This is a genomic window from Acinetobacter sp. CIP 102136, from assembly GCF_000369685.1.
GTDB lineage: Bacteria > Pseudomonadota > Gammaproteobacteria > Pseudomonadales > Moraxellaceae > Acinetobacter > Acinetobacter fasciculus.
Genome location: NZ_KB850140.1, coordinates 428,800 through 441,052, shown reverse-complemented (window position 1 = coordinate 441,052; position 12,253 = coordinate 428,800). Strand labels below are relative to the sequence as shown.

Sequence of the window (12,253 nt, the reverse complement as noted above, 5' to 3'; positions counted from 1 at the left end):
AATTTTTGTGTCGAATGTTTCACCAGTCACAACCTTTGGTTTTGAATTAAAAAAACTGTTTCATCTGATGCTGCCTATTCTGGTGACCCAATTTTCTCAGGCTGGTCTGGGCCTGATTGATACCATTATGGCCGGTCACCTGTCTGCTACCGATCTTGCCGCGATTGCCGTCGGAGTAGGACTCTGGATTCCGGTGATGCTGCTGTTTAGTGGCATCATGATTGCCACGACGCCTTTGGTTGCCGAAGCTAACGGCGCACGTACACCTGAAAAAATTGCCACCATTGCACGTCAATCGCTTTGGGTTGCTCTGATTCTTGGGGTAATTGCTGGCTTGATTCTACAAGTTTTGCCAGCCCTTTTACCTCTCTTGGGTGTACCGGAAAGCTTGCAGCCTAAAGCCAGTTTATTCCTGCATGCGATTGGTTTTGGTATGCCTGCGGTAACCATGTATGCAGCCTTACGCGGCTACTCAGAAGCGATTGGAAATCCTCGCCCGGTCACTGTAATTAGTTTATTGGCCCTGGTTTTGCTGGTTCCGCTGAACTATATCTTTATGTATGGTATTGGTCCTGTTCCGGCCCTAGGCAGTGCAGGCTGTGGATTTGCCACAGCGATTTTGCAGTGGTTAATGCTCATGACTCTGGCATTGTATATCTTTAAAAACAGAGCCTATCAGCGTACTCAGCCTTTTACTCACTGGGAAAAAATCAACCCGGAATGGGTGAAGCGTATTCTGCAACTGGGTTTTCCGATTGGATTGGCAATTTTCTTTGAGGTCAGTATTTTCAGTACAGCGGCAATTGTGCTGAGTCCTTTGGGTGAGACTATTGTCGCTGCGCATCAGATTGCTATTTCTGTCACTTCACAACTGTTCATGATTCCCATGTCACTGGCGATTGCCCTGACCATTCGGGTCGGCACCTATTATGGCGAACAGAACTGGCAAGCCATGCGTAAAGTGCAATATCTCGGCCTGATCACTGCCACTATTCTGGCAATCCTGACCATGATTCTGCTTTGGGTTTTCCGCAATGAAATCGTGGCGCTCTACACCTCAGATCTGATCGTAACCCAAATTGCGGTGTATCTGATTCTGTTTGCCATTGCCTATCAGCTGATGGATGCCTGGCAGATAAGTGCAGCAGGTTGTCTGCGTGGCATGCAGGATACCAAGGGGCCGATGTGGATTACCATGCTGGCTTACTGGGTCATCGCCTTCCCGGTTGGGGTATATTTATCACGCTTTACGGAGATGGGAGCAGCCGGTGTTTGGGTCGGCCTGATTGTCGGTCTAAGTGTTGCCTGTGTTTTATTGCTGGCACGACTCTATGGCAATAACAGACGTTTAAGCTTGAAAATGTAAAAACTTAGTGACTTTCAAACAATCTTAAATAATGGGTAGGTGACATGGATGTCACCGTTGAGCTGTGATACAGGGAAGTAGCATCAGATCAACGAAACTGTTCTGTTACTTTTGCCATGACAAAAGTAACAGATGCCTACGCGACAGAATAAAAATAAAAGATGAGAGCATAGCCTTGAGCATTCTAATTTCGATGTAGAAGTTAAGAATTAGCTCCCAAAGCCTTCTTCAATCCTTCTGGAATCTCTGATTCATCCGCTACGTCTTTAATCAACACCTGCCCCACAATCACGTCCGTACCATTAAAAGTCATGATCGGTGAACCATATAGCTCATAACCTTCATTTAAGGCACGGGTCACTCGCGCACAAAAATGCACATCATCCTTCCCAGTAAAATATCGATAGACTTTCATTGAATTTTCTTCATTACAGCAATCTGTTTATTCTAAGCTTTTAGCCATAAAACAATATTCAGAATTAGTACTCGGTCTTATCTAAAACGATGATGGATTCCGACATATTTTTTTAGTTTAGACAAGGAGATAAAGATAAATCTTTTATCAAATCAAAGATGATGCATTAAACATGGAGAAGCTGAAGGAAATCACAACACAACCTCTACAATTAAATCTAGGCAATTGAACCTTTGTCACCTATGATCAAATACATCCATTCATAGTTGGTTTCAAGGAATCTCGCATGGCAAAAACGGCTAGCACACCCGGTCGTCGCTTTATGAAACTTGCCGGAATGACCGCAAGTATTGCAGGTAAAACCCTCTCCAATTCCATTAAAAATTTAACTGCCGATGACGAGCAGAAAAATACTGCGCGTAGTAAATTATTTCAGGATATTGGGGTGCAGATTGCGGATACCTTGGGGGAAATGAAAGGCGCAGTCATGAAAGTTGGCCAGATCGCCTCGCAATATAAAGATGTTTTCCCGCCCGAAGTCGCCAAAGCCATTGCCAAGTTACAACGTCAGGCGCCACCGATGCCGTTTAAAGAAATTCAGGCACAAGTGGAAAAAGAATTGGGTAAACCTTTACAGCAGCTTTTCCAACAGTTTGATGAGCAGCCATTTGCCGCGGCCTCGATTGGTCAGGTGCATAAAGCCACCCTACCGAATGGCCAGCAAGTTGTGGTCAAGGTGCAATATCCTGGTGTGGATGAAGCCTGCGAAAGCGACCTGAAACAAGTCCGTCTGGCACTGCGTATGATGGGTGTATTAAAGATTGATCGTAAACTTCAAGATCAATTATTTAAAGAAATTCAGCATAGTCTGGACAATGAGCTGAACTATGAAATCGAAGCGCAGAATCTGGAAATCGCCCGTGCCTTCCATGAACCTCTGGATAGTAAAATTATAATTCCGAAAGTGTTTCATGAGTATTCATCGCGACATATTTTAACCTTAAGCCAGGAGCTTGGTGAAAGTATTGAAACCGCTAGCACTTGGCCACTCGAAACCCGAAATGCTTTGGGACGCCGTTTATTCCGTGCCATTGGTCAGGAAATTTTCTATCTGAAACGCTTTCACTGTGATCCGCATCCGGGCAACTTTGCATTTCGTGAAGATGGCTCTGTGATTGTTTATGATTATGGTGGTGTCAAAACCTTATCGACTGAAGTGATTGGACATTTCAGAGAGTTGATTCATGCCGCACGCGAGAAGAATATTCCCGTGATCGAGCAACAACTGGATGCACTGCATTCCTTGACTGAAACTGGAAAATTCCCGAAAGAATTGTATGAACAATGGCTGGAAGTGCTTATGCGTCCTCTGGTCACTCACTATGATTTTGCCGAAAACTCAGCGCATCATGATGGTATGGAACTGCTGAAACCTTCCTTAAAATACTGGGATGTGTTTAAGCCTTCTCCAGATACCTTGATGGTAAACCGGACAGTTTCAGGACAATACTGGAACCTGATTCATCTCAAAGTACATGATGATTTAAGTGATGTATTTGAAGAACTGGTACCGAGCCGAAGTTAAATTGAGACGATAGGCTTACACGCTGCAACACTAGATTACTTGAAATATCAAATGTTATATTATAACATTTAATCACGAATCATGAGGAAGTTAGATATGCGTTCAGATATCCATCCTGAGTATCGTGAAGTGTTATTCCATGATACCAATGCCGATGCCTATTTCGTGATTGGCAGCACGATGAACTCGAGTCAAACCAAAGAATATCAAGGTAAAACATATCCTTATGTAACACTAGATATTTCGAGTGCATCACATCCTTTTTATACGGGTGAGCAACGTCAGACCAGTAATGAAGGTCGTGTAGCAAGCTTCAACAAACGTTTTGGCCGCTTTAAACGGGGCTAAGACCGAAAACTCTCGATGATTTTAAAGTTTAAATCGTGGTTTATGTCAGGAAATGACCTCCAATTTCCTGACTTTTTTATGCGCTTATTTTAACTCTGTGCCAACACAAATGAAGTGAAATAAAAGCCCAGCACCAGAACAATAATCCCGACAATTAAGCTGGATAATGCATATAACAACGCTAGGCCGATAGCACCTTGCTTGAATAACAAAAAGCTTTCCAGGCCAAAACTGGAAAATGTGGTAAAGCCACCGAGAATCCCCACCATTACAAACAGACGAGCTTCTTGTTGGAGTACTGGATATTTTTGGCTACAAGCAAAAAAAATCCCGGCACATAAGCAGCCTAAAATATTGATCCACCAGGTGGGCCAGGGAAATTGCATTTGCGGTTTGAACAGCCAAAGTCCTGCTGCATAACGCAGACTAGCACCGATTGCCCCACCCATTGCCACCCAAAGCCAGCCCATATTTTTTTCCTGTTCTATTTATTGATCAAGTTTATTTTATCCAAAGTTTCATATTGAGCATGGATAAATTTCACTGTTATCTTGAACCGAAAATCAATGAAATACCATGGAACTTCGCAAGAAAATTGCTATATTTATCGCATCGAATTTTCATGAATGGCACAGGAAAAATAGCATGGCACAGGATTTATTGGCCCAGTTGGCAGCAGGCGAAGCAAAATTTGCAGATGTGATTACTTATATCGAATCGCGCTATATGCATACACCAACTGCATTTAAAAATGGCCAGCAGAATAATGCGGCTACAGAAAACCAGGGCAGCGCTAAAGTCTTTTCTTTTGCACAATTGAATGGTCTGGATCAGACACAGACCTTAAGCCTGTTTGCCGAACATTATGCTGCTGTACTGGCGACGCCAGAGGCGACTGATCATCAGAATATCCGCCAGTTTATGCTCAATGGCTGGGATGGAATTACCTTTGAAGGTCAGGCTTTAACTGCGAAGTAAGTCCTAAGCAGATAAAAAACCGCTCAAAGGAGCGGTTTTTTTATGCAACTCAGAAGTGTATAGGATGCCTGTTTTAGCTTTTACCGACTTTTTCAATCCATTTAATGGAACTGACACGGAAAACCTCACAAGCACCATCACCCGTATCGGTCGGAGTTAAGGACGATTTCCAGACCAGATCTTTGTCACGCACTTCAACCAGCTCCCCTTGCATACGTACCAGATCGCCACGCTTTACCTTTTTAATTGCCTTGGCAATTTCAGGATTGGCAGGAATGATATGCATATTGGACACCATCTGCTTGGCTTGTTCTACCGGCACTGGCACCCGATCCATTTTCCAGTTCAGATAACGATCATATTGATTGACCGTGATATGTCGGGCAATTTCAGGCTCAGCAAACAGCCCCCAACTGACGGCATAATCAATCGGAGAGAATTTGGCTTGCGGGTCAGAACTATAAACCTTGGAACCCAGAATACGAAAATCACCTTTAAAAGGCTGTAAGACCGAAATTGACTGGCCTTTAACGACGGGAGGCAAACCTTTGGCAATATTGTGGTCGACCGAGCTATAGCCCGAAATAGGCAGCAACAGGCTGGCCAGCAAAGCATAATGTTTAAAGTGTTTGAACATAATTTTTAATCTAATCCTAATCAAGTTGATCAAACGTTTTAAGGATATCTTCCTTGATCTTACGGATTTTTTAATGAATAAACAGTTGAACTTGGTAACAAACTGCACGTATTTAGTCAGCTCGAGATATGCCTGTCATTTTATTTTTCAGTTAAGCTAGAACGTATTTCCATCAAATTAAAATAACTCAAATGCTGTATAAACTTTATCAACAACATATCTTTCCGCATCTGCTGAATCAGGTGATGCAAACGCCATCCTTGATGGACTTGCGTCGTGAACTACTTTTGGATATTTTCGGTGAGGTGCTGGAAATTGGTTTTGGTACCGGCCTGAATCTGCCTTTTTATCAATCGGTTGATAAGGTCTATGCGCTAGAACCAAACCCGGCGATCTTCAAACTGGCAGAATCACGAATTCAACAGGCCGCTTTTCAGGTCGAACATATTCAGGCCAGTGCAGAAGCTTTACCTTTTGCCGAAAATAGTCTGGAAAATATTGTATCTACCTGGACGCTTTGTAGTATTGCAGAGCTGGAACAGAGCCTGCAGGAAATTTATCGTGTGCTACAACCGGGTGGGACTTTACATGTGGTCGAACATGTTCTGAATCGACAAAATTTAAATATTCAGCGTCTACAACATTTACTCACTCCCATTCAAAAGAAAGTCGCAGATGGCTGGCATCTGAATCGGGATATTGAGACCGCCTTGCTGGAAACCGGTTTTGAAATAGAAACTTTAAATTATGTAGATGCGGAAGGTATACCCAAGATTGGCCAACGTATGTTGTTAGCACGTGTTCGTAAACTAGGAAGCTAATTTACGACCATCTTATATTTAGTGTGGCTGAAGGTGGGTTACTTGCAGCAACTGACAATGAGCACGATATTCAGAGCCCGTCCCGACCCGGAATTCTTGTCCAGTCGTGCCTGAATGAACTGTCACCAGATCACCAGTGAGCGTGATTTTCTGCCCCGATTTTAGCCGGCGAATCTGATCGGCAATTTTTTCAGTGGCAGCAATCAGACTAAAATACTGTACATGCGTATTGACGAAGTCACGCTCCGCTTTATTGGTTTGTCCTTCGAGCTGATAGCAGCGTTTTGCTTCATCAAACTCCAATGTTGCCTGCATGGCCGGCAGCGGTTGAGTCAGCAACAGCACATCAATATTACTCAGATAGGCCAGATCATTAAAATGCCCCACCACAGGGCTGGCCTGATGCAGCACCCGACGATCAGGTTTTACGAAACGGTGATCATGCACAATATAAGTCGCGGAAATGCGCTTAACGGGTTCTACTTTAAAGTTTTTAAGTACGCCCTTTTCTTGCAGATGCGGAATGGCACGAAAAAATTCATTCCACACCCAGAGTCCTAGCATAAACAGCAGCGCAGTGATCAGTAATTTTTGCATAATTTTTTATTCTTCACTGGATTTTGGTCAATCCTGAAAATCAATCCGAATGGTTTCAAAACGTACCCGCCCTTCCTGAACCGCCCGGGCAATGGCTTGCTGGCCTTTGGTCAGACGTGCTCCGCCACTTTTAATGTCAATCAAAATCACTTCAATATCTTCAGCGTCGCCTTCGCCATCGCGAAAATCGGTATAGCCATCAAAGACCACATAATCGACTGGATCGCCCAGAAACTTGGCATCACTCGGCAGATATTGAAATTCCGGCATGATCGGCGCGAGCTGTTCCGCCATTTTACCTTTGAGAACGGCACGGCTGGTATTCACGCTGCGTTTTTGCGCGGCAATGAGGGACTGCTGATGCTCCAGTTCCAGCTCGGCAATATACTGCTCATATTCGGCTTTGATCCGTCCATTACGCGTCTGACTTAAAATAATAGTGGTCAATACCACCCCGATACATGCGCCAATCAGCATGGCCATCCATATGGACATTCAATCTTCCTAATTTGCCTGATTTTTATAGCATCGCATTCGACTGAAGTTGAGGACTTCGGCCATTTGCATACTTGAAAAGAATGATATGCTAGGCCGGAACAGAATAAAATCACCTTGAGTCATGAAAACAATTTTAGTTGCGAATCAGAAAGGCGGTTGTGGCAAAACCATGACAGCCATTAGTTTAGCGTCAGCACTCGCACAAAAGGGTTATAAGGTGGCATTGGCCGATGCCGACAACCAGAAATCCACATTGCAATGGCTCAAGCATCGTCCGGCACAGGCAGCACAAATCCAAAGTCTGGACTGGCGTAACAGCAAGTCCATTGGTGATGCGCCGAAACAGATTGAATACCTGATTATCGATGCACCAGGTGCTTTAACTGATGATCATGCCGAACAGCTAATCAGTGAAGCACATGCGATTATCATCCCGATCCAGCCTTCTTTTTTTGATATCGATTCGACCCGCCGTTTTCTCAAACATTTGCAGGATATTAAACGCATCCGTAAGGGCAAGGTTGAAATTTTACTTTTGGCCAACCGTACCAAACCAAATGCCGCCAGCAATCAGGACATACAACAATTTTTTGACAAGATCGACCAGCAGCCAGTGGCCTGGATTTCGGAACGTGCCCCTTATAGCCGACTGGCTATGGAAGGCCTGTCCGTCTTTGATAAACCTCAGAAAATCTACCGGGAACTGCAGGCTCAATGGCAACCGGTACTGAATGCCATTATTGATGATCCGAGTCAGTGGTTTTGAGTCAATCATCTGAGTCGTGGTATAGCTTTGGGAAAATAATCTCGCTACTTGGCTAGCTATCATTTTCGATCGCTTTTTTTTCAGTTAATATGCCTGAACACGACCTAAAAAATGAGTCATTAAATTCAGTGCAACAGTACGCGCCTACATTACAAAAAGTCTTATTATTTGGATTGTTCTTTATCCTGATTTTTTTGAGTTTTCATATACTCAAGTATTTCATCATTCCTGTAGTTTGGGCAGCAATTATTGCCTATATGACTTGGCCGCTGTATCAGTCGGTGTTACGCTTGTGCGGCAATCGACCGACATTGAGTGCAACCGTAATGATCTTGGCCGTGATTCTGGTCTTTGGTCTGCCGTTTATTTTCGCCATTTTCATGCTGCAGCACGAAGGTCGTAACCTGTATTTTGAATTGCAGCGACAAGTGTTTTCCGGTCACCTGAATGTCCCTGATTTTATTCGCGGGCTTCCGATTGTGGGCAAGGAAATTACCCGAACCTTAAATGAAATCAATACGGATCCGCAAAGTATTGCACTGTCGGTATCGACCTGGATTCAAGGTCATCTGAATTACGGCAAAGTGGTGTTGAATGAAGTCAGCAAAAATATCTTTAAATTATGTTTTGCGGTGCTTTCGCTGTTTTTCTTTTACCGTGATGGTCAGACCATTTTAAATCAAGTGCGTAAAGCCTTTGAAATGGTGGTTGGTCCACGTGTACATCATTATTTTTCTACCATCTCTGCAACTACACGTGCCGTGGTCTATGGGGTTGGTTTGACTGCGATTGCACAGTCCTTATTGGCAGGCTTGAGCTATTTTGTCGCAGGTGTGCCGAATCCGATGGTTTTAACCATTGTGACCTTTATTTTTGCCTTGATTCCCTTTGGCCCACCCCTCGCCTATAGTGCGGTGGCGCTATGGCTGTTTTCACAAGGACAAACCATTGAAGCCATTGGGGTCATGGTCTGGGGTATCTGTATTGTCAGCACCGCCGACAACGTCATTCGTCCATTGGTGATTTCTGGCGCAACCCAGATTCCTTTCCTGCTGATCATGTTTGGAGTCTTGGGTGGTATTGCCAGTTTTGGTCTGGTCGGGGTATTTATTGGCCCGGTGATTCTGGCTGTATTGCTTGCAATCTGGCGTGAATGGTTACATGAAAGTAATCTGAATGAACCTTTAATGATGCCTAAAGCCACCATGGCACATGAGATTGATCCAGAAACCAAGGACACACCGCCCGAAGCCCCTTAAAGCATAAATAGAATCGACTTAAACAAAACAAAACATTTAAGTACTGATTCTATATAGAGCTTCTGATTTTGCTCTGTTTAAATGAACCCACAAAACAGAATAAAGATCAGGATGCCAAAATCATGTCTTCATTGTTTAAAATTACGACACTTTGCGCGTTAAGCGCCGCACTTTTTACTGGTTGCGCCTCAACCTCTCCATCAAATGAAGTGGTCAGAGCAGTGACTGTGAATACTGTAACTGCTCAAGGTGTGGGCCAAGAGATTGGGACCGTCTTACTCAGTGACAGCCCAGCCGGTCTGGTCATTCGTACCAACCTGAAACAACTTCCTTCGGGTGAGCGCGGTTTCCATATTCATGAAAATGGTTCATGCGCGCCTGCCATGAAAGACGGCAAGATGGGCGCAGCACTGGCTGCAGGTAGCCATTACAATCCAAATCAGGCACCGCATCACGGTACGCCAGCAACCGGTCACTTAGGTGATTTACCCGCATTGAAAGTCAATACAGATGGAACTGCACGTGTCACCCTGCTTGCACCACGCCTGAAACTGGCTGATATTCAGGGTCGTGCGATTATGGTCCATGCCGGTGGCGACAATTATTCCGACAACCCATTACCATTGGGTGGCGGCGGTGAACGTATTGCCTGTGGTGTGATCTAAATACCCTCATGCCAATGACTGAATAGAAAAAACGGGCACTATGCTCGTTTTTTTATGGATTTTTCTTTTATTTTGGCGTCTAAATTGCATTCAGAACTTTGCATTTTTACTTCCCGGATCCTGTCCTTGTGAATGCTGCCCAACCTGCGACTGTTACTCTTGTTAAAATTATAAAACCGGTCCTGCTGCCCTTTCAGTCCAGTGCGCTGATGACTTATTGCCTGCAGATCCTGCTGGTGTTTTTAGGTACTACTTTCGGTCTGAAATTTCTGGGTTATGAGTTCTTGATCGTTCCAGTAACTTTAGGGGCAATTGCCACGGCACTGACTGATTTTGATGACCGGCTAAGCCTGCGTTTGCGCAACCTGTTACTGGTCATCATTCTGTTTTTTAGTGTCAGCAGCATTCTGGAATTTCTTGCTCCGCATAAATTCTGGTTTGCACTGTGGCTATCCCTGTCGAGTGCGCTGTTTATTCTAATGGGTGCCTTAGGCCAACGTTATGCCACAATTTCATTTGGCACCATTTTACTATCAATCTATACCATGTTCGGCCTGGGCGAATATCAGCACTGGTATGAACAGCCGCTTTATTTTGTCATTGGGGCGCTATGGTACGGCCTGACGTCTATTCTATTTTTTCTGCTGCGTCCTACCTTGCAGGTTCAGGAAAATCTCGCACAAAGTTTGCAGCACATGTCGGATTTACTGCTGAGTAAAGCCAAACTTTTTGATCCGGACCAGCATCCGAATGTTGAAAACCTGCTCTATGAGTTGTCACTTAAAAATACTTTAGTCATTCAGAGTTTTAACCGTAGCAAAGATTCGCTATTGACCCGACTCAAAGCTTCGCGTGCCAATCGTAACACCATTTACTGGCTGAATCTGTATTTTCTGATGCAGGATATTCATGAACAGGCCACAGCCAATTATCTGCATTATGAACAGATCGAACAGCATTTTAGCCGCACTGACCTGATTTTCCGGATTCAGAAAAATATCCGCCTGCAAGCCCTTGCCTGTCAGCATTTGGCAGAATGTGTGCTGCGCAATGAAAAATTTTATCTGTCTACAGATGATGAACTGGCATTGAAACATTTACAGGAGTCGATGCAGGACTGGATTACCCAGCATCCACAGAATATTGAAGTTAAAAATTTACAGCTTATTCTGGCCAATCTGCTCAGTGTACATGAGCAGTTACAACACCTGCATGATCAACAGGCGTTGTATAAGTCACGCTATCAGCAGCATTTTGATGACCTGAGCCTGTTTGATGATGATATTCGCGATAGCACAGATCTCTGGCTGAAACTCAAACCGCACTTAAGTCCGCAATCGGCACTCTTTCGGCATGCCGTGCGGATTGCCATTGTATTTCTAGTCGGCTATGTCATTTCATTATTACCCTTTGCGAAAAATGGCTACTGGATTTTATTGACCAGCCTGTTTGTCTGTCAGATCAGTTATTTTGCCACCAAAAGCCGGCTCAAATTGCGGACTCTGGGAACCTTATTAGGGGTCATGCTGGGTGTTCCCATTCTGTATTTTGTGCCAAGTGTCGAAGGTCAGTTACTCCTGACAGTAATTTTTGGTGTCGGTTTTTTCTATCTACGTTCAAAGAAATATGCCATGGCCACCCTCATGGCGACCTTGATGGTACTCCTGATTTTCAACCTGAAAGGTGCCGGTTATGCCATTATTTTACCGCGTATCATTGATACCCTCATAGGCTGTCTGATTGCCTGGATGGCAGTAAGCTGGATCTGGCCTGACTGGAATTTCCGTAATATTTCCAGCAATATTAAAAAATCATCGCTTGCTACACTGAACTATTTTGCTGCAGTGGTCGAGCAATATCAAAACGGTAAAGATAACAGTATTGCTTACCGGACTGCACGGCGTCTGGCCCACAATGCACAGATTGATTTATCTAGCATGATTTCAAGCCTGAGTACCGAACCGAATCCAGATCCGCAACTGGTTAAAAGTGCCTTTCGCTATCTAGTCTATAGCCATAGCCAGCTCAGTTATATTGCAGCATTGGGGAGTCACCGTGAGCAGGTGACCGATGCACAAATTCTAGATTTAATGCGCTGGTGCCAGCAAACCTTAACTGGGGTATTACTGCAACAACAGCCTTTAGATACCTACGATATTGATCATAAACTGGCAGAAATTCAACGCTTAAGTATCCAGGAAAACCAGTCAGCACATCTGCTTTTAGTGCTGAAACAGATCAGTTTATTGCTGGAAACCTTAGCGGAATTACTAAAGTTACGTCATGAATTATTAGGTGCTGAGATTAAATAACCAACT

At 44.1% G+C, this 12,253-nt stretch carries 14 protein-coding genes; 9 read left to right on the top strand and 5 right to left on the bottom strand.

Translation table 11 applies throughout. The features are described 5' to 3' along the window. Window positions 1-7: 7 nt before the first annotated feature. Window positions 8-1,366 carry an MATE family efflux transporter gene (locus tag F893_RS02300; RefSeq protein WP_005249855.1) on the top strand — a complete coding sequence of 453 codons (1,359 nt, stop codon included), beginning with the start codon at window positions 8-10 and terminating at the stop codon, window positions 1,364-1,366. Window positions 1,367-1,568: 202 nt separating this feature from the next. Here F893_RS02300 and F893_RS02295 read toward each other — a convergent pair whose 3' ends face one another. Continuing rightward, on the bottom strand, window positions 1,569-1,781 hold the full coding sequence (locus tag F893_RS02295; RefSeq protein ID WP_005249854.1) for a DUF1737 domain-containing protein: 213 nt from the start codon (window positions 1,779-1,781) through the stop codon (window positions 1,569-1,571). Between the two features lie 286 nt (window positions 1,782-2,067). Here F893_RS02295 and F893_RS02290 point away from each other — a divergent pair, with 286 nt between their 5' ends. Together F893_RS02290 and F893_RS02285 are read left to right on the top strand one after the other, a co-directional pair. After that, complete coding sequence (locus F893_RS02290; RefSeq protein WP_005101253.1) at window positions 2,068-3,366, top strand: ABC1 kinase family protein; 1,299 nt, start codon at window positions 2,068-2,070, stop codon at window positions 3,364-3,366. Window positions 3,367-3,462: 96 nt separating this feature from the next. Next, window positions 3,463-3,714 (top strand): type B 50S ribosomal protein L31, encoded by a 252-nt coding sequence (locus F893_RS02285; RefSeq protein ID WP_004732342.1) that lies wholly within the window; start codon window positions 3,463-3,465, stop codon window positions 3,712-3,714. 89 nt (window positions 3,715-3,803) lie between these two features. Here F893_RS02285 and crcB read toward each other — a convergent pair whose 3' ends face one another. Beyond that, window positions 3,804-4,184, bottom strand: a complete 381-nt coding sequence (gene crcB / locus F893_RS02280) for a fluoride efflux transporter CrcB (RefSeq protein ID WP_005249852.1) — start codon at window positions 4,182-4,184, stop codon at window positions 3,804-3,806. A gap of 175 nt (window positions 4,185-4,359) precedes the next feature. Between crcB and F893_RS02275 the strand changes: the two genes are divergently transcribed. After that, complete coding sequence (locus F893_RS02275; RefSeq protein WP_005249849.1) at window positions 4,360-4,692, top strand: HopJ type III effector protein; 333 nt, start codon at window positions 4,360-4,362, stop codon at window positions 4,690-4,692. A 73-nt stretch (window positions 4,693-4,765) separates the two neighbouring features. On the opposite strand, the gene F893_RS02270 is transcribed toward F893_RS02275, so the two are convergent. Then, complete coding sequence (locus F893_RS02270) at window positions 4,766-5,329, bottom strand: hypothetical protein (protein WP_005249847.1); 564 nt, start codon at window positions 5,327-5,329, stop codon at window positions 4,766-4,768. Window positions 5,330-5,520: 191 nt separating this feature from the next. Here F893_RS02270 and F893_RS02265 point away from each other — a divergent pair, with 191 nt between their 5' ends. Then, window positions 5,521-6,150, top strand: a complete 630-nt coding sequence (locus F893_RS02265) for a class I SAM-dependent methyltransferase (RefSeq protein WP_005249845.1) — start codon at window positions 5,521-5,523, stop codon at window positions 6,148-6,150. 18 nt (window positions 6,151-6,168) lie between these two features. On the opposite strand, the gene F893_RS02260 is transcribed toward F893_RS02265, so the two are convergent. Together F893_RS02260 and F893_RS02255 are read right to left on the bottom strand one after the other, a co-directional pair. Beyond that, on the bottom strand, window positions 6,169-6,747 hold the full coding sequence (locus F893_RS02260) for a hypothetical protein (protein WP_005249843.1): 579 nt from the start codon (window positions 6,745-6,747) through the stop codon (window positions 6,169-6,171). Window positions 6,748-6,774: 27 nt separating this feature from the next. After that, window positions 6,775-7,242 (bottom strand): Holliday junction resolvase-like protein, encoded by a 468-nt coding sequence (locus F893_RS02255; RefSeq protein WP_005249841.1) that lies wholly within the window; start codon window positions 7,240-7,242, stop codon window positions 6,775-6,777. Between the two features lie 124 nt (window positions 7,243-7,366). On the opposite strand from F893_RS02255, the gene F893_RS02250 reads away from it, so the two are divergent. The 4 genes from F893_RS02250 (at window position 7,367) to yccS (ending at window position 12,247) form a co-directional block, all read left to right on the top strand. Continuing rightward, the gene (locus F893_RS02250) at window positions 7,367-8,011 is read left to right on the top strand and encodes a ParA family protein (RefSeq protein ID WP_005249839.1); all 645 of its coding nucleotides are present in this window, start codon (window positions 7,367-7,369) and stop codon (window positions 8,009-8,011) included. 128 nt (window positions 8,012-8,139) lie between these two features. Continuing rightward, window positions 8,140-9,270 (top strand): AI-2E family transporter, encoded by a 1,131-nt coding sequence (locus F893_RS02245; protein ID WP_415867343.1) that lies wholly within the window; start codon window positions 8,140-8,142, stop codon window positions 9,268-9,270. A gap of 122 nt (window positions 9,271-9,392) precedes the next feature. Continuing rightward, window positions 9,393-9,935 (top strand): superoxide dismutase family protein, encoded by a 543-nt coding sequence (gene sodC / locus F893_RS02240; RefSeq protein ID WP_004645005.1) that lies wholly within the window; start codon window positions 9,393-9,395, stop codon window positions 9,933-9,935. 128 nt (window positions 9,936-10,063) lie between these two features. Further along, window positions 10,064-12,247, top strand: a complete 2,184-nt coding sequence (gene yccS, locus F893_RS02235; RefSeq protein ID WP_005249834.1) for a YccS family putative transporter — start codon at window positions 10,064-10,066, stop codon at window positions 12,245-12,247. Window positions 12,248-12,253 lie beyond the last annotated feature (6 nt).

Bases quoted from the DNA above. Each gene is read 5' to 3' on its own strand.
- sodC (WP_004645005.1), top strand. From the start codon at position 9,393: ATGTCTTCATTGTTTAAAATTACGACACTTTGCGCGTTAAGCGCCGCA.
- crcB (WP_005249852.1), bottom strand. From the start codon at position 4,184: ATGGGCTGGCTTTGGGTGGCAATGGGTGGGGCAATCGGTGCTAGTCTG.
- F893_RS02275 (WP_005249849.1), top strand. From the start codon at position 4,360: ATGGCACAGGATTTATTGGCCCAGTTGGCAGCAGGCGAAGCAAAATTT.
- F893_RS02250 (WP_005249839.1), top strand. From the start codon at position 7,367: ATGAAAACAATTTTAGTTGCGAATCAGAAAGGCGGTTGTGGCAAAACC.
- F893_RS02260 (WP_005249843.1), bottom strand. From the start codon at position 6,747: ATGCAAAAATTACTGATCACTGCGCTGCTGTTTATGCTAGGACTCTGG.
- F893_RS02265 (WP_005249845.1), top strand. From the start codon at position 5,521: ATGCTGTATAAACTTTATCAACAACATATCTTTCCGCATCTGCTGAAT.
- F893_RS02290 (WP_005101253.1), top strand. From the start codon at position 2,068: ATGGCAAAAACGGCTAGCACACCCGGTCGTCGCTTTATGAAACTTGCC.
- F893_RS02285 (WP_004732342.1), top strand. From the start codon at position 3,463: ATGCGTTCAGATATCCATCCTGAGTATCGTGAAGTGTTATTCCATGAT.
- F893_RS02295 (WP_005249854.1), bottom strand. From the start codon at position 1,781: ATGAAAGTCTATCGATATTTTACTGGGAAGGATGATGTGCATTTTTGT.
- F893_RS02255 (WP_005249841.1), bottom strand. From the start codon at position 7,242: ATGTCCATATGGATGGCCATGCTGATTGGCGCATGTATCGGGGTGGTA.
- F893_RS02270 (WP_005249847.1), bottom strand. From the start codon at position 5,329: ATGTTCAAACACTTTAAACATTATGCTTTGCTGGCCAGCCTGTTGCTG.